The organism is Paenibacillus sp. FSL L8-0494 (assembly GCF_038003695.1).
Taxonomy (GTDB): Bacteria; Bacillota; Bacilli; order Paenibacillales; family Paenibacillaceae; genus Paenibacillus_AQ; species Paenibacillus_AQ odorifer.
On the sequence record NZ_JBBOPQ010000001.1, the window covers coordinates 2282474 to 2306828 of the forward strand.

The 24355-nt window shown below is 42.7% G+C and carries 19 protein-coding genes and 1 pseudogene; 14 read left to right on the forward strand and 6 right to left on the reverse strand.

Going from position 1 to position 24355, the window contains the following annotated elements:
- Positions 1 to 76: 76 nt before the first annotated feature.
- From NYE35_RS10135 to NYE35_RS10165, 7 genes are all read left to right on the forward strand, one after another.
- Entirely contained in the window at positions 77 to 1633 is a 1557-nt protein-coding gene (locus NYE35_RS10135) for an extracellular solute-binding protein (RefSeq protein WP_036679248.1), read from the forward strand.
- 133 nt (positions 1634 to 1766) lie between these two features.
- Positions 1767 to 2741 (forward strand): ABC transporter permease, encoded by a 975-nt coding sequence (locus NYE35_RS10140; protein ID WP_036679252.1) that lies wholly within the window; start codon positions 1767 to 1769, stop codon positions 2739 to 2741.
- A 21-nt stretch (positions 2742 to 2762) separates the two neighbouring features.
- Positions 2763 to 3638 (forward strand): carbohydrate ABC transporter permease, encoded by an 876-nt coding sequence (locus tag NYE35_RS10145; protein ID WP_036679255.1) that lies wholly within the window; start codon positions 2763 to 2765, stop codon positions 3636 to 3638.
- A 40-nt stretch (positions 3639 to 3678) separates the two neighbouring features.
- Entirely contained in the window at positions 3679 to 4782 is a 1104-nt protein-coding gene (locus NYE35_RS10150; RefSeq protein WP_036679257.1) for a glycoside hydrolase family 88/105 protein, read from the forward strand.
- Between the two features lie 151 nt (positions 4783 to 4933).
- Complete coding sequence (locus tag NYE35_RS10155) at positions 4934 to 6055, forward strand: glycoside hydrolase family 88/105 protein (RefSeq protein WP_036679258.1); 1122 nt, start codon at positions 4934 to 4936, stop codon at positions 6053 to 6055.
- A gap of 22 nt (positions 6056 to 6077) precedes the next feature.
- A complete protein-coding gene (locus NYE35_RS10160) occupies positions 6078 to 7439 on the forward strand; it encodes a glycoside hydrolase family 28 protein (RefSeq protein ID WP_076317057.1) in 1362 nt (453 codons plus the stop codon).
- Between the two features lie 39 nt (positions 7440 to 7478).
- A complete protein-coding gene (locus NYE35_RS10165; protein ID WP_341122447.1) occupies positions 7479 to 8435 on the forward strand; it encodes a pectinesterase family protein in 957 nt (318 codons plus the stop codon).
- Between the two features lie 89 nt (positions 8436 to 8524).
- Here the strand turns inward: NYE35_RS10165 and NYE35_RS10170 are convergent.
- Both NYE35_RS10170 and NYE35_RS10175 read right to left on the reverse strand, forming a co-directional pair.
- Positions 8525 to 9067 (reverse strand): annotated as a pseudogene (locus NYE35_RS10170) (NADP-dependent oxidoreductase).
- A gap of 18 nt (positions 9068 to 9085) precedes the next feature.
- On the reverse strand, positions 9086 to 9550 hold the full coding sequence (locus tag NYE35_RS10175; protein ID WP_076134004.1) for a MerR family transcriptional regulator: 465 nt from the start codon (positions 9548 to 9550) through the stop codon (positions 9086 to 9088).
- Positions 9551 to 9726: 176 nt separating this feature from the next.
- Here NYE35_RS10175 and NYE35_RS10180 point away from each other — a divergent pair, with 176 nt between their 5' ends.
- The 5 genes from NYE35_RS10180 to NYE35_RS10200 all read left to right on the forward strand — a co-directional run bounded on the left by NYE35_RS10180 (position 9727) and on the right by NYE35_RS10200 (position 16976).
- A complete protein-coding gene (locus NYE35_RS10180) occupies positions 9727 to 10578 on the forward strand; it encodes an SDR family NAD(P)-dependent oxidoreductase (RefSeq protein ID WP_341120860.1) in 852 nt (283 codons plus the stop codon).
- A gap of 172 nt (positions 10579 to 10750) precedes the next feature.
- The gene (locus NYE35_RS10185; protein WP_370511165.1) at positions 10751 to 12655 is read left to right on the forward strand and encodes an ATP-dependent DNA helicase; all 1905 of its coding nucleotides are present in this window, start codon (positions 10751 to 10753) and stop codon (positions 12653 to 12655) included.
- Positions 12656 to 12875: 220 nt separating this feature from the next.
- Positions 12876 to 13919 carry a YeiH family protein gene (locus NYE35_RS10190; protein WP_076134006.1) on the forward strand — a complete coding sequence of 348 codons (1044 nt, stop codon included), beginning with the start codon at positions 12876 to 12878 and terminating at the stop codon, positions 13917 to 13919.
- A gap of 110 nt (positions 13920 to 14029) precedes the next feature.
- The gene (locus tag NYE35_RS10195; RefSeq protein WP_341120863.1) at positions 14030 to 14839 is read left to right on the forward strand and encodes a MerR family transcriptional regulator; all 810 of its coding nucleotides are present in this window, start codon (positions 14030 to 14032) and stop codon (positions 14837 to 14839) included.
- Positions 14840 to 15038: 199 nt separating this feature from the next.
- Complete coding sequence (locus NYE35_RS10200) at positions 15039 to 16976, forward strand: FAD-dependent oxidoreductase (protein ID WP_341120865.1); 1938 nt, start codon at positions 15039 to 15041, stop codon at positions 16974 to 16976.
- Between the two features lie 76 nt (positions 16977 to 17052).
- On the opposite strand, the gene NYE35_RS10205 is transcribed toward NYE35_RS10200, so the two are convergent.
- On the reverse strand, positions 17053 to 17466 hold the full coding sequence (locus NYE35_RS10205; RefSeq protein WP_076143360.1) for a MarR family winged helix-turn-helix transcriptional regulator: 414 nt from the start codon (positions 17464 to 17466) through the stop codon (positions 17053 to 17055).
- Between the two features lie 135 nt (positions 17467 to 17601).
- Between NYE35_RS10205 and NYE35_RS10210 the strand changes: the two genes are divergently transcribed.
- Entirely contained in the window at positions 17602 to 18063 is a 462-nt protein-coding gene (locus NYE35_RS10210) for a DUF2798 domain-containing protein (RefSeq protein ID WP_094901445.1), read from the forward strand.
- A gap of 114 nt (positions 18064 to 18177) precedes the next feature.
- Here the strand turns inward: NYE35_RS10210 and NYE35_RS10215 are convergent, their stop codons facing one another.
- The gene (locus tag NYE35_RS10215) at positions 18178 to 19119 is read right to left on the reverse strand and encodes a MerR family transcriptional regulator (protein WP_076098483.1); all 942 of its coding nucleotides are present in this window, start codon (positions 19117 to 19119) and stop codon (positions 18178 to 18180) included.
- 345 nt (positions 19120 to 19464) lie between these two features.
- Between NYE35_RS10215 and NYE35_RS10220 the strand changes: the two genes are divergently transcribed.
- Positions 19465 to 21261 (forward strand): methyl-accepting chemotaxis protein, encoded by a 1797-nt coding sequence (locus NYE35_RS10220; protein ID WP_341120868.1) that lies wholly within the window; start codon positions 19465 to 19467, stop codon positions 21259 to 21261.
- A 565-nt stretch (positions 21262 to 21826) separates the two neighbouring features.
- Here the strand turns inward: NYE35_RS10220 and NYE35_RS10225 are convergent.
- Complete coding sequence (locus NYE35_RS10225; RefSeq protein ID WP_341120869.1) at positions 21827 to 22714, reverse strand: NAD-dependent epimerase/dehydratase family protein; 888 nt, start codon at positions 22712 to 22714, stop codon at positions 21827 to 21829.
- A 472-nt stretch (positions 22715 to 23186) separates the two neighbouring features.
- Positions 23187 to 24212 carry a sigma factor-like helix-turn-helix DNA-binding protein gene (locus NYE35_RS10230; RefSeq protein WP_445321951.1) on the reverse strand — a complete coding sequence of 342 codons (1026 nt, stop codon included), beginning with the start codon at positions 24210 to 24212 and terminating at the stop codon, positions 23187 to 23189.
- Positions 24213 to 24355: the final 143 nt, after the last annotated feature.

The window sequence follows — 24355 nt, forward strand, 5'->3', positions numbered from 1 at the left end:
ATGATTGTTTTCGTAACCTTGCCGACGATGTAACGTGGAACTCGTAACCAATACAAATTATGGAGGTCAAAATGGTATGAAGAAGAAATCCTTCACCATGTTGTTAACAGCACTGTTAACATTCAGCACATTGTTAGCTGGATGCGGTGGTAACAACAATAACAAAGAAGAAGCAGCAGCCCCAACTACAAGTGCAGAGAACACTACGAAGGTGGAAGAGACTGAAGCACCTAAAGAGGAACCTACAGAAATCAAGATCATGCTTCCATTGAATACATCAGAGACTCCGCCTGATACGATTAAGAATGAACTAGAGAAATTGACCAACACGAAGCTGACTTATCAATTTTTTCCGGCTGATACTTATGAAGAAAAACTGAATTCATCTTTTGCAACGGGTTCACTGCCGCAAGTAACATATTTGAAGAATCAGACAACCTTCATTCAGATGAAAGAAGCGATAAAAGACGGACAATTCTGGGAAATCGGTCCACTATTAAGCGAATTTCCGAATTTGAGCAAACTGAAACCAGAAATTCTTAATAACACGAAAGTAGATGACAAGCTTTATACCCTATATATCGGGCGTCCACTTGCACGCCAAGGGATCATTTACCGCAAAGACTGGGCAGATAAATTAGGACTTGCTGCACCAGCTAATGTAGATGAATTATTTGAAATGGCTAAAGCCTTCACAGAACAAGATCCAGACGGTAATGGAAAGAAAGATACTACCGGTATTATTGACCGTAATGAGTTGACCTATGGAGCTTTCAAAACTGTTTCGTCTTGGTTCGGAACACCGAATACCTGGGGTGAGAAGGATGGCAAATTAGCGCCTGAATTTACCTTCGATGAATATTTCGACACAATGGATTTTTTCAAAAAAGCTCGTGATGGCGGATACATTAATCAAGATTTCGCTGCCACCAGTAAAACGGATGCAGTAAATATGTTTAAGGCTGGAAAGGGTGGACTCTATATTGGGGGCTCCATGCAAGATATTGATTCCCTCAATAAAGATACTATTAAGAATAACCCTGACGCTGTTTTGGATGCGCATAGTATGGTTGCAAGTCCAGATGGAAAATATGCTCAATGGATGATTCCAGGCTATAACAATGTTGTCTTGTTCCCGAAATCTGCTGTCAAGGATGAGGCAGAGCTGAAGAAGATTCTTGCTTTCTTTGATCAAATGATGACCCCAGAAGTAGCTAATTTGATGTATTGGGGAATTGAAGGTACTCACTATACCGTTGAAGACGGTAAAGCGAAAGCTGCAGACGACAAAGAATTGATTGAACGTGAAGTAAAGGGATATAAGGACAGCGTTATCGGCGAAGCTGAAACCAATGGAATGTACGAGAACTATAACACGCTGCCAGGAAGAATTCATGCAGATCAATTGGTTCTTGAGAATGTCAAAGTTGGTGTAGCGGATCCAACAGCTGCTATGGATTCGGCTACCTATACAGAAAAAGGCGTAGAGCTTCAACAGATTATTACAGATGCAACCTATAAATATATTTATGGTCAGATTGACAAGGCTGGATTTGAGAAGGAAGTAGAGAACTGGAAGAGCCGTGGTGGAGATAAGATTATTGAAGAATACAACGCGTTATACAAAAAATAGTAACCCGTACTGGAATAGTTAAGCGACAAATTGTAGCTGAAAAGGTTGTTGATCTTGTTTCAACAACCTTTTCTATTCCTCACTGGGTTCAGAAATATCGTGTTTGAATAAAGAAGGAGAAAGGAAGAATATCATGCAGGAAGTCACCGCACAGCCCAGCTCAGCTCCTCAAATGAATCCTAAGCCTGAAATTTATAAAAGCAGCAGCGAACTGAAAAAGCGGCTGTGGAGAAATAAATGGCTCTACGTCATGCTAACTCCGGGAGTACTGTATTTTCTGATTTTTAAATATCTTCCAATGTACGGATTAATTATCTCATTTCAGGATTACAAACCCTATCAAGGGATCAACGGTAGTGATTGGGTAGGGATGAAGCATTTCAGCAGGTTGTTCACAGAGCCGGATTTCTTAAATATATTAGTGAACACACTTATTCTTTTCGGATTAAATATTCTTATCTATTTCCCGATGCCGATTATTCTTGCCCTGATGTTAAATGAACTTCAAGGCAGCTTTTTCAAAAGAACCTTTCAGACGATCTTCTATTTGCCCCATTTTCTGTCATTGGTTATCATCGTCTCCATTTCTTATGTAATGGTCACGATGGATGGAGGGATTATCAACGAGCTGCTTGTCTATTTTGGCTTTGAACCAATCAATTTCCTGCTTAATCCAGGGTGGTTCAGGCCCATGTATATTATTCAGGTGATTTGGAGAGAAGCAGGTTGGGGAACGATTATTTATCTAGCTTCCATAGCTGCGATTGACCCAGGGCTTTATGAAGCATCGCGTATGGACGGAGCTGGAAGACTTAGACAAGTCTGGCATATCACTCTTCCAGCGATTAGAGGCGTAATTATTACATTATTTATTCTGAAAATTGGTTCCGTTCTTGATCTTGGATTTGAACATGTATATCTGCTACTTAACTCCATGAATCGAGAAGTTGCGGAAATTATCGATACGTATGTATATACTGCTGGTTTGAGACAAGGGCAGTTTAGTTACAGTACAGCTATTGGATTCTTTAAATCGATTGTAGGCTTTGTAATGGTGATGATGGTGAATAAATTATCCAAGAAAATGGGAGAAGAAGGCGTTTATTGATATTTTGTGGGAGGAATCGAAATGGTAGAAGATAAAACAATCAGTGGTAGAATCTTTTCTGCTATAAACTTTACGCTGCTTGCGATCATTGCTTTAATTACTGTGCTTCCCCTTGTTCACGTTGTAGCAGGCTCTTTCACAACGAGTGCAGAACTAGCTTCTAGCAAATTTGTACTGATTCCAAAGGTATGGAGTCTAGAAGCGTACAAGTTCATCTTTTCGACGAATACAATATTTAAAGCCATGGGTGTTTCCATTGGTGTCACGGCAATTGGTTCTATTTTTAGTTTGTTTATAACTTCTTTGATGGCCTACGCTCTTACCAGAAAAGATCTGGATGGTCGTAAAGTGGTTAACTTCATGGTCGTGTTCACCATGCTTTTTCATGGTGGGATGATTCCAACGTTCCTCGTGGTGAAGGAATTAGGACTAATTGACACGTACGCATCACTGATCCTACCGTCAGCGATTAGTGCCTTTAATATGATCATTTTGAGAAACTTTTTCCAAAATATACCTGAAGGTTTGGAGGAATCGGCCAAAATTGATGGTTGTAACGATTTTGGAATATTATTTCGGATTGTATTGCCACTATCCTTACCTGCGTTAGCGACTATCGGATTGTTCTATGCGGTAACGTATTGGAATACCTACATGAATGCGATTCTGTATTTGAATGATAGTGCGAAATGGCCAATACAGGTTCTGCTCAGACAAATTGTCGTCCTTGCCAGCGGTATGGATCACAGCGCTACACTGGATGCTGCTGTTCCACCGCCAGATCAATCAATTAAAATGGCTGTTATCGTTGTAGCTACCTTACCAATAGTTTGTGTGTATCCGTTCCTGCAAAAGCATTTTGCCAAAGGTGCCATGTTGGGTTCTATGAAGGGCTAGCAAGAAAGAGAGAGACTATACTTAGGGGAGGAGCTTCGAGATGACTGTACAGATACCTACAACGCCGATAGAGTGGGCAAAAAAAGCTTGCGATTCACTAATGGATACTTACAGGGCGGGAGAGCTTCCCCCCGCGCATCGATGGCACTATCATCAGGGTGTATTTCTGTGTGGCATGGAGCTTTTGTGGAATGCTTATCAAGAAGACCGTTATATCAACTATATTCAGGAATATGTAGATGATTTGGTGGATGAATACGGGAACTTTTATTTTGCACGTGATGAGCTGGATGCGGTTCAAGCAGGACAGCTACTATTCACTCTTTATGAACGGACAGGCAAACTTAAGTATCGTATTGCAGCAGAGAAGCTAAGAAATTTACTGCTCACACTAAATAAAACCTCTGAGGGCGGGTATTGGCACAAGGATAAGTACGCCAACCAAATGTGGTTGGATGGACTTTATATGGCAGGCGTATTCTCCTTGAAATATGCTAATGTCTACGATGAACCAAGCTTGCGTGAAACGGTCCTTCATCAGGAAATGTTAATGCGCAAGCATATGAAGGATGAGACAACGGGTTTGTTATACCATGCCTGGGATGAGAGCCGGCGGATGCCTTGGTCGAATCCGGAGACGGGTTGTTCACCGGAGTTCTGGAGCCGATCATTAGGATGGTATGGTCTCGCCTTATCGCAATTTCTGGATCTGTTACCTTCCCATGATTCAGCCCGGACAGAGCTGTCTACTACGCTGAGAGATTTTGTGGATGCACTTATTCGTTACCAAGATCAAAAAAGTGGACTTTGGTATCAAGTCGTAGATAAGGGACATGAGCCAGATAATTGGCTGGAGACTTCAGGGTCATGTTTGTTCGTCTATACGATTGCCAAAGCCGTGAAGCATGGCGTTGTAAGTGATGTGACTATCGCTACAGCTGCCGCTAAAAAAGGATATGAAGGGTTAACCAAAGTAATCCAGTGGGATGAGCATAACCGATTAGTTCTGCCGGACATTTGTATCGGTACCTCAGCTGGAGATTACGAGAGTTACGTGACTCGGCCTAAGGTTAAAAATGATCTGCATGGTGTGGGCGCATTGGTGATGGCTTGTGTTGAAATACAGTCAATGCTCCAAGACTGAATCGCTCCGTATCCTTACTAAACAATGACTTGATTCTCTGAGATTGCAGAGAATCAAGTCGTATTATTTTATGTACAAAGTAATCCTTAAATCGGGTGAACCTATTTATAGTTTTTGAGCTCTTAAATTTATAAATATTTTGGGGGTTGGGATGAAGAAATCACAGTGGGCAATTCAAACGGCAGACTCTATTATGGCGCGGACACCGAAGCTTTATGAAGATAAAGGCTACAAAGGAAGCTGGACCTACGATTATGGCGTGGTATTGAACGGTTTTGAATGGCTTTGGAAGCAGACCGGTGATTCGAAGTATCTGCAGTTCATTCAAGATAATATGGACTACTTTATTCAGGAAGATGGCAGTGTCAAGGGCTACCACCTAGAGGAGTATAACATCGATCATATTAACAACGGAAAATTATTATTGACTCTATATAAAGAAACGAAGCAGGAAAAATACAAAAAAGCGGCTGCTCTACTTAGAAAGCAACTTGAGACCCATCCGCGAACCTCGGAAGGTGCTTTTTGGCATAAAAATATATATCCCTATCAGATTTGGTTAGATGGACTTTATATGGGCGCTCCTTTTTATTTAGCCTACTTGCTAGCTTTTGAAGAAGGAAAGGGACTTGGGGATGTAACTAAACAATTTATCTTGTGTGAGAAGCATACGAAAGATCCGGTAACAGGTCTGCTATATCATGCATGGGATGAACAGCGTATTCAACCTTGGTGCGACCCTGAAACAGGACTTTCGCCTAACTTTTGGGCCCGTTCACTTGGCTGGTATCTCATGGCATTGGTTGATGTTCTGGAATTGCTGCCTAGTGAGCACTCAGATTATCCAGAGCTGGTACGAATACTAAATGATACCTTAACTGCGGTGAAGAAATATCAGGATAAGGAATCCGGGGTCTGGTATCAAGTGATTAATCTAGGGGAACGCAAAGGAAATTATCTTGAGGCCTCTGCTTCAAGTATGATCGTGTATGCCATGGCTAAAGGTATCCGATTAGGCGTGTTAAACGCTGGATGGTACGAAACATTAGATCTGGCTCAACAAGGACTTATCTCGGAGTTTGTACTAGAAACCAAAGAAGAATGGGTCAATTTAAATAAGAATTGCCAAGTAGCAGGATTAGGTGGAGTGGACCAACGTGACGGTACTTTCGCTTATTACATTAGCGAGCCTATTGTCACTAACGACCAAAAAGGTGTGGGTGCTTTCCTTCAGGCCTGTGTGGAATACGAACAATTAAGAGGCTGGATCTGATATAGAACAGGGGGGCTTATGAATGTTGATCTACAATATTGAGGATTTTGGAGCGCTTAAGAATAGTAAAAAGTTAGCGACAGAAGCGATAACGCGTGCAATTGAAGCGGCAAATAAAGCCGGTGGAGGAACCGTTTATGTGCCGGCTGGTACGTTCTTAACCGGTGCAATTCATATGAAAAGCAATATCGAATTGAATTTAAATCCGGGTGCCATTCTTTCATTTAGTACGAACCCGGAGGATTACCCTGCAGTGGAATGCAGATGGGAAGGAGTGAAGCAGCAGGTTCATTCACCTTGTATTTATGGAAGAGAGTTAGTTAATGTATCGATCACTGGCAGCGGAATGATTAACGGAAATGGTGAACTCTGGTGGGATAAGTTTCGGAACCGCCGGGAAGAGCTGCAGTATCCCCGGCCGACTCTAATCGGCTTGGACAGCTGTCAGCGGGTAACCCTTAAAGATATCGCGCTGGTCAATTCTCCAAGCTGGACCGTTAATCCGATAGGCTGTTACAATGTGACTATTGATAATATTTCCATTCTGAACCCGGCGGACTCTCCAAATACAGATGGTATTAATCCAGAGTCTTGCACCAATGTGCGAATTAGCAATTGCAATATTGATGTCGGTGATGACTGCATAGCGATCAAGGCAGGAACTGAGGATACCAAAGAACGAGTTCCTTGTGAGAATATTACGATCACCAACTGCACTATGGTACATGGACACGGGGGTGTCGTACTCGGTAGTGAAATGAGTGGAGATATTCGTAATGTCACGATTAGTAATTGTGTGTTTAAACAAACCGATCGTGGAATCCGGATGAAATCAAGACGGGGACGCGGGGGAACGATTGAAGATATTCGGATCAGCAATATTGTAATGGAGGACGTTATTTGTCCGTTTACTCTAAATCTATATTATTTCTGTGGACCACGCGGAAAAGAAAAATATGTGTGGGATAAAAATCCTTATCCGATTACAGAGGAAACGCCGTGTTTTAGACGCATTCATTTTGCCAATATTACCGCACGTAATGTTCATGCCGCAGCGGGTTTCTTATACGGGCTTGCGGAGCAGTATGTATCCGAGATTACGTTTACCAATGTGGACATCTCCATGGCGACGAATGCAATTCCCGGCCATCCAGACATGATGACAGGGATCGAAAACATGAATAATCGCGGGTTTTTCCTCGGGAATGCAAGAGATGTTCAATTTCATCAGGTGACGATTGAGAACCATGAAGGGCCTGCTTTTTACATTGAAAATGGAGAAGCTGTAGAGATCATAAATTGTCGATCAAAAAACACGAAGAAGCCGGAAAAATTAGTAGAACAAGCTACAGTGTCACCTGAAGAACAGAATGTCTGTCCATAAGAGAGAGTCATCAATTTATTGAAAGGAAAAGAATCCACTATGCTTGTTGTAGGAAAAGAATCCTTTTGCGCTTATCACACGATTCAAGAGGCGATAGATTCACTAGAGCAGGGGCCATCCGGTCAAGCGGATACGCTTTATATTTTGTCAGGGGTCTATAAAGAGGCAGTGCGGATTTATCGTTCTAATCTTACGATCATAGGGATTGGCTACGTGGAGATTGTTATGAATCGTTACGCGAAAGAGCGTGATGAAGCGGGCGAAGAAATCAATACATTCTCTACACCAACGTTATTTCTGGGCGGCAGCCACCTGATCTTGGAGAATCTGGTGATTACCAATAATGCAGGGCAGGGTGAAAATATCGGGCAGGCGGTAGCCGTGTATGCTAATTGTGATCAAACCGTATTCAGAAATTGTACTTTAAAAGGGTATCAGGACACGTTGTTCACGGGACCTTTGCCACCTGCACCCAAAGAGCGATCTACGTTTGGAGGTATACCACTGAGAAATCACCATGCCCAATATCGGCAGTTGTATCAGCATTGCTATATAGAGGGAACAGTGGACTTTATATTTGGTGGGGCTACGGCTTATTTTGACAGATGTGAAATTCGCAGCTTGCGTCATAGTGAGAATCAAGCAGGTTATATTACGGCAGCCTCCACACCCGTGGGACAATCGTATGGTTATATTTTTAAAAATTGCTTTTTAACAGCGGCTCCTGATATTGCTCCGGTGTTTCTGGGCCGTCCATGGCGTGAGTATGCTAAAACCGTATTTGTAGATTGTCAGCTGGGTGCACATATTCATCCACTTGGCTGGGATAACTGGAACAACACCGCTAATGAACAAACCATTTGTTATCAGGAATATGGCGTGAAGGATGGAATTCTCCTGAGTAAGCAACGTGTTTCTTGGGCAGATTGCTTTGAAGATGGGGACGAGACGTTGGATAAAGAGTTTGTTTTTGCTGGCACGGATTTTTGGAAATAGATACTTTAATTAACGAGTACACAAATAAAAAACGGTAGTCTAGACGAGAAGCATAAAGTCTTAGACTGCCGTTTTATTTATGTGTTGTATCATTTTATTTTTAATATGATCTTTCCTTTAGCTCTGCCCGATTCGGAATACTCCATCGCTTTCTGCGCCTCTACAGAAGGAAACACTTGATCAATAACAGGTTTTATTTGTCCGGACCTTATCAAATGCTTCGGTTTTATAATTGATAATTTGATCGGCTCCAAGTGACTTGACCAATTCTGCTCCAGCATCGCTTGTAGTAGTAGCCACGTATATCCCCATCGCTTAGGCAAGTTGGATAGCAAAAGTGCCAACACCGCCCGCTCCCGCTTGAATCAATACCTTTTGCCATCACCTATCTTGAATTTTTTAACATTCTTTCCTACTTGGATGACAATCCCTGAAAAATCATTTCCTAAAACTAGGGGCATATCGTATTTCAACAGTGTACGGACTTTGCCATCCCGCACTTTGAAATCGATAGGATTAATACTCGCTGCGTGGATCTCTGCCAATACATCATAATCACCCACTGCGGGTGTTGGGATGTCGGCTAGCTGAAGAGGGGAATTCCCGTATTTTTTTATGATCATTGCTTTCATCCTAAAACCTCCAATTCATTAAATATTCATTTTTGCTGATCCAGAAAAATAACTCATCTCAACAGGGGAGATGTTTTTTGGTTTCGATTTGTCCTCGCTTTTATCTGAGCAGTCTCGGCGATATTTTCCTTGTTCCAGCTTCATATCAATAAAATCGACAACCTGCTGCAGCGACGAGATTTGGCTGACGATGTTTTCTCGATGGTTTCTTAAATGCTCCACCAGTTCAGGATAATCCGCGGGATCAGCGTCGGCGGAGACCGCCAAAAATGGCTGCATTTCCTGCAAGGGCATGCCTGTTTTTTTGAGGCAGGATAGCAGCAGGATTGTATCTATGTCTTCCTGCCGGTAAACGCGATGCCCGTTGTCCTTCCGGTCCGCCCGGGGAAGCAGCGCGATCTTTTCGTAATAGCGGATCGTATCCTCTGATATTCCGGTTTGCGCGGCGGTTTCTTTTATCGTAAACGTTTGCTCTGCCTTCATACTCTACCTCCTGGAGATTGCTTTGTGTGTGCATTATACAACTTGGAGCTGACTCCAAGTCAAGACCTTATCTCTGGGACAAAATCTTTTTATTACGCCTTGACTTGGAGTCGACTCCAATTAATAAAATGTGCGTTATAAGAAGAGGATATCCCGAATTCAGGAGGAGATTTACAATGAGCACACAGCAACGTGAAAATATCGCATTGATTACAGGCGCTAACGCCGGGATTGGATTGGAATTAACTCGAAAACTGCTAGCGGAGGATTGGCAGGTGATTGCTTTGAACCGTTCCGGTTTTCCGGCCGATGATATGAACATCCAAAAAGCCATCAAAAACGGCTGGCTTCGTATTTATAAAACAACCGATCTCGCGGATTTTACCAGCTTGAGAGGGACGCTGGAAGAGATCAAAGGCAAGGAGCAGCGGATCGATATTTTGTTCAACAATGCCGGCGGGAGCTTCCCTGAACTAAGTTACTCGACACAGGGGCGTGAAAAACACTATGAGTTGATGACCGTTGTGCCGTATATTATTTTAATGGAATTGAAGGATAGCCTACAAAAAGGACGCTTAAAAACGGTGATCAACACTTCATCCTCAGCGCTTAAGTTTACGAATGAGTTTACGATCGAAATCCTGGAGCATCCCACAACCTTCCGCAAGCTGCTTGGTCCTTACGCCACCTCAAAGCTGGCATTATCGTTATGGACACAGGCCGCCGCGGGGCAGCTTGCTAACGAGGGCATCATGATTCGCAGTGTTGATCCGGGTAGCAATAACACATTGCGAAAAGGAAAAAATTCTGGACTGCCTCTTATAGTTAAGCCGTTGATGAAGCTGTTTTTCTCTCCGCCTACCCACGGCGCCGGCCAATTGTACAAGGGGGCTCTGGGAGAACACCGTGAGGAGACGGGGGTATTTCTTCGGAAAGGTCAGGTTGCAGATTTGAAATTTAAGGATCAAGCCCGGAATGTTTTGGAAAGGATTAATGATATTTACGAAAATGAGTATCTTCGTTGTTAATCTGATCTTTAGATCTCTAATTTTTTTTTGTAATTCCTCCAAACGTATGAGATAATAGAGTTTTTCCGTTGATTCTATTTTTCATGGCATGGTAGAGATGCCTGATCAAATATTGGAGGTAGGCTTGTTGGCGAAACAGTATCCTTTTGAATATGATCGGACCAAACCTTTTATGGAGCAAGTAGGGGAATGGGTCGGTGATGTATTCTATGAAATTCTTCCTGAGGCTGGATTTGAAGTACGTGATGAACAGATATACATGGCCTTTCAGGTAGAGCGAGCTTTTGCCGAGAAAAAGACGATTTTTGCTGAGGCAGGGGTCGGAACAGGCAAGACATTAGTGTATTTGTTGTATAGCATTTGTTATGCGCGATATATGGGCAAACCTGCGATTATTGCATGTGCGGACGAGTCCTTGATTGAGCAGCTTGTGAAACCGGAAGGCGATATCGCCAAGCTTGCAAAGCATCTGAACATGAATATTGATGCCAGACTAGCGAAATCTCCGGATAAATATATGTGTCTGAAAAAGCTGGATCAGGCTCGGAACCATGATGATGAAAGCTTACCACTGGAGAGCTTGTACAGTACATTACCTGATTTTGTACATTCACATGCACCGATGCAGCAATTCCATGCTTATGGAGACCGCAGAGATTACCCTGATCTGAATGACGAACAATGGAATAAGATTAACTGGGATACGTTTCAGGATTGTTTTACTTGCGATATGCGTCACCGCTGCGGGCAGACCTTGTCCCGTGATCATTACCGGAAATCAAGTGATCTGATCATTTGTTCCCACGATTATTACATGGAGCATATTTGGACCTATGAAGCGCGTAAGCGGGAAGGGCAAATTCCTTTGCTTCCGGATCACTGTGCGGTTGTATTCGATGAAGGACATTTATTAGAATCAGCGGCCATGAAGGCGCTTGGCTATAAGATGAAGCATGTCGTCTTTGAAGAATTGATATCTCGCCTGCTACAGAATGAAATCCGTGAAACGCTGGCCGTTCTGATTGATGAAGCGATCATGCAAAGTGAGCAAATGTTCAAAGCGATTCGCCGTCAATGCCGAAACATACCTGGATCAGATCGGAAAAGCATTGAGCTGAATGCTTCATTGATTCGTGAGGTACACCGGATGCGGAGTGTAATTGCTGCTATCGAAGAAGAATTAGTATTCGAAAGCGGACTCTACACGATTGATGAATACCAACTGCGAATTGTGGAGGAACGTTTGGAAACCATAGAGATCGCTTTGCGATTGTTTGAGGATTCGGGAGCTCTAATCTGCTGGGCGACAGAAGAAAGCGATGGTCTAACGCTGTCGGTCATGCCACGAAATGTCAAAGAGGTACTTCAAGACAGCCTCTTCACGCAAAAAATGCCAATCGTATTCTCATCGGCTACATTGTCTGTGGATAAATCATTCCAATACTTAAAGGACAGTCTTGGGATACAAGATTTTTTATCCTTCTCTGTAGACTCACCTTATGACTATGAGCACCAGATGAATGTCTATGTGCCAGAGCTTCAGAGTGGGGATTTTGCTGAGAAAATGGAAATTTCCCTGAAGCTTATTCAGCAGACTGAAGGTAGAGCACTGCTACTGTTTCGTACTCGTGAAGAGCTTCTGCAATTCAAGCAGCTTAACTCATTACGACCGGAAAGCAGCTCATATTCATTTTTATATGAAGGGGATCAAGAAATCAGCTATTTGATTTCAGCATTCCAACGGGATGAGCATAGCGTGTTATGTGCGGTCACCTTATGGGAAGGGCTGGACATCCCTGGACCTTCATTATCTAATGTGATCATATGGTCGCTGCCGTATCCTCCGCTTGATCCAGTGTTTATGGCAAAGAGGGCGGAAACCTCCACTCCTTTTGAAGATGTGGATTTGCCTTACATGCTGTTAAGACTCAAACAAGGGATGGGGCGGCTGATTCGAACCGGTACAGATCAAGGAATTGTAACTGTACTTGCGGAAGAGGAAGGGCAACATCCGGTACACGAATATATAACTTCTGTACTTCCTAAAGGGACTCGACTACAGAAGCTGGAAGCTTAAATATCACTAACAATTATTATTGCTCCTTTGGTGAGGCAGATGCTACGGCATTTATGTTTCACTCGAAGGAGCTTTTTTTTGTCTAAAATTAAGCATAAGTATTCCTAATCTTACGGATAGGATATTGGTATTTAACTTCCGAGCGCTGTCGTATTATTGTTGAGTTATGGGAAGTATTTATACAGCATCATCTAGAGATTCATCAAGGAGTGTATACGACATGGGTCAATCAGAAGGTTTGTATCAACCAGAACACAACAAAAAGGTTGGGTTTGCATTAGGGATAGGGCTAACCTTAGTTATCGCATTATTGGCGAAATTTTTAGCGGGTTTTCCATTCCTATCTATTATGGGGCAATTAGTTATTGCCATCTTAATCGGGATTATTTGGCGAGCTACGATAGGAGTGCCAGGTAGCATCACACATGGCACCGATTTTTCCAGTAAAAAACTGCTTCGTCTTGGGATTATCCTGCTCGGTATGCGGCTTAATCTAATGGATATCGTTGCTGCAGGACCTCGGGTATTTCTTTTGGCAGTCATCGTCATTATATTTGCGATCTCCGTTGTCTACGGATTGGCTCGACTGTTCAAAGTAGATAAGCGCCTCAGTATCTTAACTGCCTGCGGAACTGCGATTTGCGGTGCGGCAGCGGTGGTTGCCATCGCTCCACAGATAAAAGCCAAAGATGACGAAACGGCCATTGGTGCAGCTATAGTAGCTATATTAGGCACAATATTTACACTGCTGTACACATTTTTGTATCCTTTTCTCGGCTTATCAGATTTAGGTTATGGGGTATTCTCAGGAGCGACTTTACATGAAATTGCTCACGTAATCGCGGCTGCGGATGCTGGTGGAAATGCTGCCGTTGATATGGCGGTCATCGTTAAATTGACCCGGGTGGCCTTACTTGTGCCGGTGGCTATTTTAATTGGGATTTGGTCCAATCGTGAAGAAAGAAAAGTGCAAGGTGAAGCGGCTAAAGCTTCGTGGAAAAGCATTCCAATCCCCTGGTTTATTCTAGGATTTCTAGTTGTCAGTGGTGTGAATTCGTTAGGGATCGTCTCTGCATCAGTAGCCAATGGGATCGTTACAATTGCTTATATGTTAATCGCTATGGCGATGGCAGGGCTTGGGTTAAACGTTGATTTGGCGGCATTTAGACGGCTTGGAATGAAGTCTTTTGCAGCGGGACTTATAGGATCGGTCATGTTATCTCTAGTTGGATTTATGTTAGTTCACTTACTTGCACTAGCGTAGTTAGCATGTACACCCTGAGTATGAAATGAGTTACTTCATATCCAAACAGCGTCCTTCTCTTTATCATTTAGTGTGGTAGGGTATGCATGAAATGAATGGAGGGACTTCAGGTGAAGTATTGCATAGGTGAATTTGCTTCCATTCTCGGGGTAACTGCGGATACGCTGAGATTATACGAGAAACATGATATTGTTAGGCCCACAAAAGATAACAGCAATAATTATAGATATTTTAATGATTTAGATGCGAGGGATCTGTTAATGAGCAGATGGTATCGCAGTATGGAAATTCCATTGCCCGAAGTGGCACTTTTAATGAAGGAGTCCTCTATTGAGCAAGTTATGGGAATGATGCAGCAGTCTCAGCAGAGTTTAGAAGAAGAGATTATGCAAAAGACGATGCTGCTAAACAAGATGAATGAAATTCATAAAGAGCTTAAGGAAATAGAGTCCTCATTATATATATGTAAACTTAAACAACTGCCAGGCATGTACAGGCTTAAGCAAACGGATAAAAATGCATTATTAAAAAATGATATCGTAAAAAGCCTCGTCAACACTTGGATGGATAGGCTTCCTTATGCGTTTTATTCTTTTAAGATTGAGGACGCGGGGGTGTTATCCGGTGATAATAACTTTGACTATAGCTGGGGGCTTACCTTACCCGAGGAGGAAGTGCAGAAATTTGCTATGGATATCGATGAATATGTAGAGTACATTAGCCCGAGTACCTGTGTCTCTGCTATCATGTTATCTAAGGATGGACATTATATCACGAAGAAATCCTTGCAGTTTATGATAGATTACATCGAAGCAAATGGTTATACCATAGCGGGTGATGTGGTGGGTAAATTAATGCTTACTGAAAAAATAGAAGGCAATAACCGCTCGTATTTGGAAGTGAATATCCCAATTGTATAAGTGTATTTCTATAAACACCTGCTCTGAGAGCGGGTGTTTTTCTTTTTGGACAAGAATTGGACATTGACCTTGGTGCTGCACCAATGTTTATACTTCGGTATATAGCTTGGCAACGTTCGGTAGATATGTATAGATATGAATGTGAAAAATATCACGTTCTTGGCGAGCTATAAGATATTAGATACTGGGGGAGAAGAGAATGCGCAACAGAAATTTCACCAAGAAAATGCTCATGTTAACTTTTTGTATGGTGCTGATCGTTTCCATGCTGAGTGGATGCAAAGGAAATGGGGAGTCGGCAAATTCGTCATCATCATCTTTTAAAGCCGGTACATTCGCTGGGGAAGCGGAAGGCAAAGAGGGCGTGATTAAAGTAGAAGTCACTATGGATGAGCCAGATAAAATTAAAGATATCAAGATCGTAAGCCAGTCAGAAACAGGTGGTCTAGGCGATAGTGCACTTGAAAAAATAAAAGATCAAATTCTGGAAGGACAAACCTTGGCAGTAGATGCTGTTAGTGGTGCGAGTCTTTCCAGTGAAGCAATGCTCGCGGCCGTTGAAGATGCCGTAACCAAAGGTGGAGGAAATCTGGAAGTCCTCAAAGCCGGTGGCGTGCAAAAAGCGGGTGAAGGTAAAACGGAAAAGCTTGAAACAGACGTAGTGGTAGTAGGCGCCGGTGCATCTGGTGTGTCCGCAGCGGTAACCGCTGCTGATAAAGGTGCCAAGGTTATTATTATCGAAAAAACAGGAGTTATCGGGGGAGCAAGTAATCTATCCTGGGCCGGTAAGTTCTATAATTCTTCCGCAGCTACTGACAATAATCTTAAAGTAAATGTGGAAAAAGAAATTACCGATTGGATTGTCAACAATCACTGGAGAGTTGACGCTGCAGCGATTAGACAATACGTAACGAAATCCGGTGAAACTTATGATTGGTTAGCGGAAAAAGGTTATAAAACCAGCTTTCTAAACTTTTTCGGAGAGCAGCTGCATGTACTGCCAGCTTATGAAACCCGGGAAGAGACCCTTCGGAAAATGTTGGCTGAATCGGTTGAACAAAAGGGTGGACAAGTGATCACCGAAACCACTGCCAAAAAGCTGATTACCAATGAAGCAGGAGAAGTTACAGGTATTGTGGCTGAGAAATCAGACGGGACTACTCTTGAAATCACAGCCAAAAGTGTCGTAATGGCAACAGGCGGTTATGCTGCAAATTCGGAAATGGTTAAAGAAGCTTTTGGTTTTGAAGGGGTTAACGGAGGACTAGGTCAGAATGTTGGGGAAGGTCTGAAGATGGCTTGGGAAGCAGGAGCCAAGGTTCCTGATAACTTCGGTGGTCAGATGCTGCACCAAACATTAGCCAGAGCAACACAAGGACTAAAAGCACAATATGAGCCTTTTGAAGCAAGTTATCCGCTGATGTTGACGTATCTGCCTAACTTCATGAATGTAGGTTCTTCCGGAGCACGTTTCAGAGATGAAGCAGCGACATTAACATCGGTCGCCGCAGCTAATACGAGTGCATTTAATGGTGCTTATCATATGGTTATCGTATCAAAATCACAATTGGCTGCTCTTCAGTCCAAGGGGATGAAAGGTGTTAACGCACCAAGCCTGCCAGGAATGCCACCAGAATTTTATGCCGAATTTGCAGATCAATTCACGTTAGAGAATCCATGGGTAAATGCAGAAAAGGTGTTTGATTCTATGGTAGAAAACGGAGATGGCTTCAAAGGAAATACAATCGAAGAATTAGCAACAAATGCAGGTATGGATGTAGATGTGTTTGTAGAAAATTACAGTAGTTATAAAGAAGCTACAAAAACTGGTGTGGATACTGAATTTGGTAAAGCTGCTGATTATTTAGAGCCAATGGGCGAAGAAGGACCGTATTATGCCATCGTCGCTGAAATCAACAACTTGGGTTCTGTAGGTGGCTTGCTGGTAAACACTAAGTTCCAAGTGCTAAATGATAAACGTACACCAGTAAAAGGATTGTTTGCTGTAGGGCTTGAATCGGAAGGCGTATTATTCAACGATACCTATGTAGGCAATGGGGTTGGAATTGGTTATTCCTTTACCTCAGGTCGTCTAGGTGGAGAGAGCGCGGCAAACAGTGCTTTGAAAGCTAATTAACGACAATTTCCCGGAAAATAATTCAAACTTTTTAAAGCCGCAGAGTAGACAACTCTGCGGCTTTTTTTGCTGGAGATTAGAGCCAATCTTCTTTTAGCAAAGATTTAAGAAGCTCTACATTTGTTACTCCCAGCTTGGCAGCGATCTGCTGCTCTAATTCAATTTTGGTGATCATCATTCTGTTATTGCATTCTATTCCCTTTGGAGTGAGGACAATATTTTTGTCACGCTGATTTCCTTCGACTTCAACGGCTTCGACATAACCACGGGATAACATGCCTTGAATGCTTTTATGCGTGCCCTGTCTTGAAATATGAATTATTCTACTGATTTCTGAGATCGATAACATTTCTCGGGCCTCAAGAACTGCAAGAATGTGGGATTCGGTCTTATTAATTTGATCCGGGTCTTTGTCTGTCACTATTTTACGTAAAGCTAGATGCTTCTCACTGAGTAAATCGATCAGGTTCATTTTTTGCAGCTTATTCATTAGAACACTCCTAAATCATGGCTCGTTTATCCCAGTATAAGACATTTGCGAATATTGTCAACTTGGTTGACTTGATTTGAGAATTTGTGTTATTGTAATCCAAGTTGACAATACAGAGATAAAAGGAGCTTGAAGATGGGAAGAAACAAAAAAGAAGCATTTTTATTTACGTTCATCATGTGTTTTTTGATGGTGCTGGGTATGAGTATTTACAATGTAGCACTAATGGAGGGTTGGTCAGGCACGTTAGTTAAGGATGTGATTGTCGGCTACTTGCCTGCATTTATAGTTGCACTCATTCTAGATGTATTTGTTATAGGCAAGGTTGCGAAGGGGATCGCGCATAAGCTGGTTAAAGAAAATGATCCGATGATCAAAAAAATCATGTTCATATCCTTTTTTATGGTGACCGGAATGGTATTGTTCATGTCCTTCTATGGCGCAGTTCTCCATGTTGGATTTTCTGCTGAACTACCAAGAGCTTATCTGTCTGCCATAGGTAAAAATTTTATTTTTGCACTTCCACTGCAAATCATTTTAGTTGGGCCGCTTACACGATTTATTTTTGTGAAAATTACTCCAGCAGTGTCTGCGTAGGGAATAAATCAATAGAAGCAATGTACAACAAAACGCTCTCCGTCTGCCTGAATAAGCAGAAGAGAGTGTTTTGTTTTTTAAAAGATTAGAAACGTTTATCTATGGCTCGCTCTCTTACGCAAGCGTGTGAACTCTCTTTTTTACAGGTTCGAGTAGATTTAGGGCATACTCATTTCCGCTACCTTTGGGACTATCGTTGCGGATATGCTCCTCCAGACATAATCTGGAATCGTGATCCGCTTGATAATCAGGATGATTATCCAGATACCCCATTAGGGCTTGCCATGAGCCGTAGATATCATCAGTGCTTTCTGTCAGAGCATAGAGGCCGCCGTCGAGCCGCATTTCCTTTAGGTGAGCTGGTATCTTCACATTTTCCGGTATTGAGGCACAGAATCCATATCCGTAAGGTTTATTCTCACCACTTGGATGCGGGTTCGTATTGCCGCCAAACAGCCGTGCTGTGCCTAATAGTTGACTAGCTTCCAGCCATTCATTAACTGGGATCATAGCTTCATCTTCTGGAGAGGTACTAACCGCAACATTGTAGGCAAATCTCATAGCTGGAAGAGTAATGAATCTTACATGAATAGGGGTAGAGTGATTAATAGTTGGCATAGATATAACCTCCTCAGTTTTAGTCATACCATCCGATGGATTGCATGACTTTTCGTTTAGTTCAGATAATAATTGATTTGTAATGGGTTCCTCGATATGGGCAGATATCCACTGTAAAAAGAGATGGATTTCACCTTCTCTATTTGTTAGTTCTGTTTTTTGATTGTGAATAGAAGCCGCTTGCTGGCTGAGCGCTTCATACATGGACTGAACGGACATATGTTTAAGCACAGTTCCAATATCCTTGATGCTAATATCCAGCTTTCTTAATAATGAGGTAACCCGAATGGCGAGTATTGCTTTCTCATCATAAATCCGCCAGCCAGAGCTGCTATCCCGCTTACTTTCAAACAATCCTTGAGCTTCCCAGTGACGCAGAGTCCGACTCGTCAGTCCGAATTGCGCAGAAAGCTTATCAATGGTAACAAATCCGCTCATAGACAACTCCCGTTTCATAGTTTGATAAGGCGCCTTATGTGGATTATTTTAGCATTTAACGTTACGTCAATTGCAAGGAGAATTAATGATTGGGTATTCGAGATAATTTACATTTCTCATACAAAACATTGTCCAGTATTTAACGTCCAGCTTCTACAATCAAGATATTGGTAGAATGTACCTATTGCAATATGAGGCTTTATACGGAGGATGATATTGTTGAAAGCTAGGTCTATGCATCTAACTATGAAATGGAAGTTGATTTTGAGTTTTTCCGCCATTGTTCTTTTCTTTTTGGGAGTAGCGTTTTATCAAAACCATAAAATCAGCCAAGTGGAGATTTCTATGGAAACGCAAAAAGCTGAGATGGAAAAACGAATTACCGTGTCAATCATTACGCAACTGCTGCAGGAAATGAATGCGGTAGAATCTTCGTTAGCGGGTTCGAGTGATTTGGAGTTCGTCCAACCCTTTAAGGACAAGCAAACAAAGCTGACTAAAGAGTTGGCGACGGTGAATTTTGCGGCAGATTCGCCGGCATTTAAAGAGTTAGAACAATTACATAGTCAGATTGGGGAATATACGGGATATTTTGACGAATTGGTAAAGACCATAGAAGACGAGCAGCTTGATCCCATGAGTGTGTTGGAACAAATCGATGAATTACATACGAAGGTTACAGCGTTGAGTGAAGTCATGCTAGTGACTAATGAACATTTGTATACGGCAGCAGCAGAGAATGCAGAAAAAGCACAGGATTATTCTTTTGATCTGCTTAATCTAACCACCTCTATAGTTGCTTACGCAGCTGTGCTAGTGTTTATTTTCACATTAGTGATTGCGGTTATGCTCATACGTTCCTTCCTGAATCCTATTCATAAACTGCAATTGGCTCTGCGAAAAATTGCCGAAGGAGATTTGCGTCAGCAGATTAACTCACCTTACAACGATGAGTTGGGCAGTTTGAGTCATCATTTTGATCATATGGTGGAGCGGGTCCGGGAAATGCTTCAGCATACCCAGTCAGTAGCCTCTTCGCTGGCAACTTATTCGCATTCTTTTCAAGAATCTTCATCTATAACGGCTCATACGAATCAAGATATCGTAAGCACTATACAGGAAATCTCGGTAGGCGCAGAACAGCAGGCAGGACAATCCGAGCAGAGCGCTGGCCTGATTCAGGAGCTGGAACGTGAAGTGAATGAGATCACGGAGTATACCAAGGTTATGCTGGCTACCAGTCAAACGGCTAATCACAATACTCGTAAAGGATCTGAATCCGTCATCGCCCTCCGGGAGGTGTCTGAGCATTCTAGAGAATCTGTTAATAAAGTATATCTGGCTTTAACCAAACTGAGTGATCAATCAAAGGACATCTCGCGCATCACTAAATCCATAACAGATATTTCTAATCAGACCAATATCCTCTCACTTAACGCAGCAATTGAAGCAGCCCGCTCGGGTGCCTACGGAAAAGGGTTCGCTGTCATCGCTGATGAAGTAAGACAATTATCTGTGCAGACCAAAGAGTCCTCCGTACATATCAGTCAGATTATTAGCGAGCTGCAATCCGGGATGGATGAATTCCAGCAATATATGCTGGTGACCAAAGGAAATCTTGAGGAACAGGATCATAAAGTGGCCGAAACGTTGTCCTCTTTCGAAGCGATTGATCAATCTATTGTGGAGATTAGTAAACAGATTGGGCAAATTCACGACAAAGTGGATATGACTCAGACTATGAACCGTAGACTCGCAGAGTCTGTGCATGCCGTCGCGGCCATCGCCGAGGAAACTGCGGCAGGAGTGCAAGAGGTGAACGCCTCCAGCGTACAGCAGGATCATGCTATCCGTGATATAGCCCGTCAAGCCATTGAGATTAATGAAATTTCGCAGAATTTATTCAAAGAAATCAATATTTTTAAGATTGATTCAGATGGGGACGATGGGGTCAGCGATGAAGGGGACAGGGATACAAAGCATGCTGGCACTCCAGAAGCTGGGGACACATTAGGAGACGCATTAGGAGATGATACATTAGGTGCTGGCGATCCTCCAGATGATAGCGGTACTCCAAATGATGGTGGTACACCAAATGCAGACGCTTCTAAAGAGGGGTCTTATCTGACAATCTCTGCGTAGCTCAGCGGGAATTGGCATTCGTAGCGTAAGGTGGAATAGAGAATAGAGAATAGAGAAGAGAGAAGAGAGAAGAGAGAAGAGAGAAGAGAGAAGAGAGTAGAGAGTAGGGAGTAGGGAGTAGGGAGTAGGGAGTAGGGAGTAGGGAGTAGGGAGTAGGGAGTAGGGAGTAGAGAGTAGAGAGTAGAGAGTAGAGAGTAAAGTCTAGGGATTAGAGTTTATAGAATAGAGTTTAGAGATGAGAGGCTAAAGTTTAGCGCTTAGTGAGGTTCTACCTGCCGTTTTGATTTTAAGTGTATTTTATACAACTAAAAAGGTTTGTATTTAGCTTGATTAGGGTTTAGTTGTATTTAGTGCAGTTATTTCGAGGCGAAATGACGATAACGGTGGTTTGGTGGGGATATAATTGCATGAAATACAACTAAAACCAGGTGGGAGTGCACATACCTGAAAATAGTTGTATAGAGTGCAATTAACTCAACGCATAATTGTGTTTTGTTGCATAAAGAAGCTGGCTCCTTCGTGGGAGTATCCACGAAGGAGCCAGCTTTTTTATGTAGAAATATAATTAGTCCTCGTAAGTTTGATTTAGGGTGCTAACTAACTCTGGGAGCCAGTCGCTTAGAGTGAGAAACTTGTATCCCTCCGATTGAGCTTTAGCTGTATCCATAAACCAGGATTGTGTGATCCCGAATGGAGAATTATGCGCATCCGCTGTTTCGCTTTGAATGACGGCTTGTTTTCTGGTCTCTTTTTCAATCAGCGAGATAAGCTCCTTAATACTAACCGTACCGTTTGAGCAAGCGTTGAGAGGACCCGTCACCGTCGAGTTGCCGAGCCAATACAGAAAATTAGCGGCTTCGTCCGAACGGATAAAACAAATATTTGCATCTGGATTCGGAATCCCGATGGGCAGTTTATTACGTACATGTTCAATATGAAAATGGAGTCTTCGTGTATAATCGTCAGTTCCCAGAACAATCGGAAAGCGGACAGCGGCTACAGGGAAGTTAGCTTGTTGGATAAGGACGGCTTCCGCCAGTCTTTTCCCCTCCTGATAGGTGAAGTCATTTCGTCCTCCATAACGAATAGGGTACGTTTCAGGATCGAACACCTCTTCCGTCAGCGCTTGCTCACTGAAATCATAAACAGATAAACTTGAAGTCAGTATGTAACGTGTGGTTTTGCCGTCAAAAATACGGCGCGCCTGATCCGCTTCATCAGGTGAAAAACAAATATTATCGTAAACTACATCCCAACTCGTATCACCTAATGCTTGAGCGAAGGCCTCCGGTTGAGACCGATCCACCTGTATCCGGTGAACGAGATCGCCAAAAGGATCGCTTGTTTCCCCACGCGTTAATATGGTTACTTCGTTCTTAGAATCCTCAAGCAGACGCTCGACCAAACGTTTCCCAAAAAAGCGTGTGCCGCCTAAAATAAGAATCTTCCTCATCAACCTCACTCCTTGATTGCTATTAATGGTTATTAAAACGACTAAATATTGGTTTATGTGAAGCTTCTGATTCATTGTAGAGAAGCGGCGGGATCAGCCAGATCAGCAGCAATGTATTGAGTTTTGAGTGATACAAATTGGACTAAAGGGAAAGAGTTAGTTTTGAGTGTACTTCGTGCAATAGAATTCGTATTAGAGTGGAGAAAATTTGAATCTATTGCACTCTATGCAATCAATGGATGAGTAAGTGGCATTAAACTAACTTTTCACCAGAATCTATTGCAGAAAGTACAGCAGATTCAATTTTTGCTGCCAGGACGGCGGAGTCTGTTGCACAATATGCAACGTTTGTAGCTAGTTACCACAAACAGCCCAAATGTTAATTACACATTAAGCGAACTAATCGCAAATATATCTGTTCGTTTTTAACGTAACGAGACACTTAGCTGCCCGAAATCGAGTTAACGAAAAACTACGCCACCATACACATTCCTGGCGTGGTATAATTCCAGCTGTTTGAACTGAATCCACCAGCTTGGAAAGTCTGGAAGCCTTGCAAGCTTTGGCTCGATACCGCCATTACAGGTTCCTGGCTTTCGTCCGCAAATACAAGCTCGATCAGCTCGGCAATTTCCCCATGTTCATACGCGGCTGCAAGGCGGCTCAAGACGATCTGCATGGCTGTGTCCTGTGGTAAGGAAGGACCATCGGCCTGAAGCAGCTCTTGTCTTACGAGAGGAAGGGCTTGCCGGGCTCGGTGCAGAGCGGCTTTTATTGCCCCTTCTGTGGTAACGAGAATCTCGGCAGCTTCCATTGCAGAGTGCCCCAACACATCTCGAAGCAGGAACACCGCCTGCTGCAGCGGAGACAAATGCTCCTGTAGTGCTTGAAAAGCAGCTTCAATCTCAAATGAACCATACTCCGCAGAGGCCTCAGTGGGGGACTGATCCAGCTCCAACACTCGTGACAAGGTGGCTTTTCGCCGCATGATATCAATCCATGTGTTTCGGGCAATCCGAAAAAGCAATGCCTCAGGATTTGGGTGATTTGTAGAACTTGTATGATGAGTAGAATTTGTAGGAATCGTAGAATGCATTGCAGATTTTGTAGATGGTGCAGTCTTAGATGGCGTTACAGCCTTAGCAGACGTTGCAGGATTAGCAGACGTTGCAGCCTTAGAAAACGTATAGTTCATTTGATTAGTTTGATTAGTTTCAAGTTTTTCATTAGCTCCATTTGCTCCATTAGCCTTATCATTTTCAATGGTTTCTTTATTTTGTTTAACTTCATTCATTGGACTGTTCCCATTATTTGCGCTCGTTGAGTCCGAAGTCTTCATATAACCAAGGGCCTTGACCCATGTATCCTGAGCTAAATCATCGGCATCCCACGGGGATTGTGTCAATGCAAGACAATATCGCTTCAGAGCTATCTGCAAAGACCTGCTGTTACTTTCATCCGGCTCATCTCCGGTGCTAAGCTTCTCAAGGATGATCACTCTGCATAACTCCTTTTCCAGTAAGATGATTTCGATTACTTCTAATAATAAACGAATGAGCAGGAAATTAAGATACGCAATTTTAAAAAATAAAAATTCTCACGCCTAACGTATCCTATCCCCATATTAATCCGTTTACAGGG

Bases quoted from the DNA above. Each gene is read 5' to 3' on its own strand.
- NYE35_RS10135 (WP_036679248.1), top strand. From the start codon at position 77: ATGAAGAAGAAATCCTTCACCATGTTGTTAACAGCACTGTTAACATTC.
- NYE35_RS10140 (WP_036679252.1), top strand. From the start codon at position 1,767: ATGCAGGAAGTCACCGCACAGCCCAGCTCAGCTCCTCAAATGAATCCT.
- NYE35_RS10145 (WP_036679255.1), top strand. From the start codon at position 2,763: ATGGTAGAAGATAAAACAATCAGTGGTAGAATCTTTTCTGCTATAAAC.
- NYE35_RS10150 (WP_036679257.1), top strand. From the start codon at position 3,679: ATGACTGTACAGATACCTACAACGCCGATAGAGTGGGCAAAAAAAGCT.
- NYE35_RS10155 (WP_036679258.1), top strand. From the start codon at position 4,934: ATGAAGAAATCACAGTGGGCAATTCAAACGGCAGACTCTATTATGGCG.
- NYE35_RS10160 (WP_076317057.1), top strand. From the start codon at position 6,078: ATGTTGATCTACAATATTGAGGATTTTGGAGCGCTTAAGAATAGTAAA.
- NYE35_RS10165 (WP_341122447.1), top strand. From the start codon at position 7,479: ATGCTTGTTGTAGGAAAAGAATCCTTTTGCGCTTATCACACGATTCAA.
- NYE35_RS10175 (WP_076134004.1), bottom strand. From the start codon at position 9,550: ATGAAGGCAGAGCAAACGTTTACGATAAAAGAAACCGCCGCGCAAACC.
- NYE35_RS10180 (WP_341120860.1), top strand. From the start codon at position 9,727: ATGAGCACACAGCAACGTGAAAATATCGCATTGATTACAGGCGCTAAC.
- NYE35_RS10185 (WP_370511165.1), top strand. From the start codon at position 10,751: ATGGAGCAAGTAGGGGAATGGGTCGGTGATGTATTCTATGAAATTCTT.
- NYE35_RS10190 (WP_076134006.1), top strand. From the start codon at position 12,876: ATGGGTCAATCAGAAGGTTTGTATCAACCAGAACACAACAAAAAGGTT.
- NYE35_RS10200 (WP_341120865.1), top strand. From the start codon at position 15,039: ATGCGCAACAGAAATTTCACCAAGAAAATGCTCATGTTAACTTTTTGT.
- NYE35_RS10205 (WP_076143360.1), bottom strand. From the start codon at position 17,466: ATGAATAAGCTGCAAAAAATGAACCTGATCGATTTACTCAGTGAGAAG.
- NYE35_RS10210 (WP_094901445.1), top strand. From the start codon at position 17,602: ATGGGAAGAAACAAAAAAGAAGCATTTTTATTTACGTTCATCATGTGT.
- NYE35_RS10215 (WP_076098483.1), bottom strand. From the start codon at position 19,119: ATGAGCGGATTTGTTACCATTGATAAGCTTTCTGCGCAATTCGGACTG.
- NYE35_RS10220 (WP_341120868.1), top strand. From the start codon at position 19,465: ATGGAAACGCAAAAAGCTGAGATGGAAAAACGAATTACCGTGTCAATC.
- NYE35_RS10225 (WP_341120869.1), bottom strand. From the start codon at position 22,714: ATGAGGAAGATTCTTATTTTAGGCGGCACACGCTTTTTTGGGAAACGT.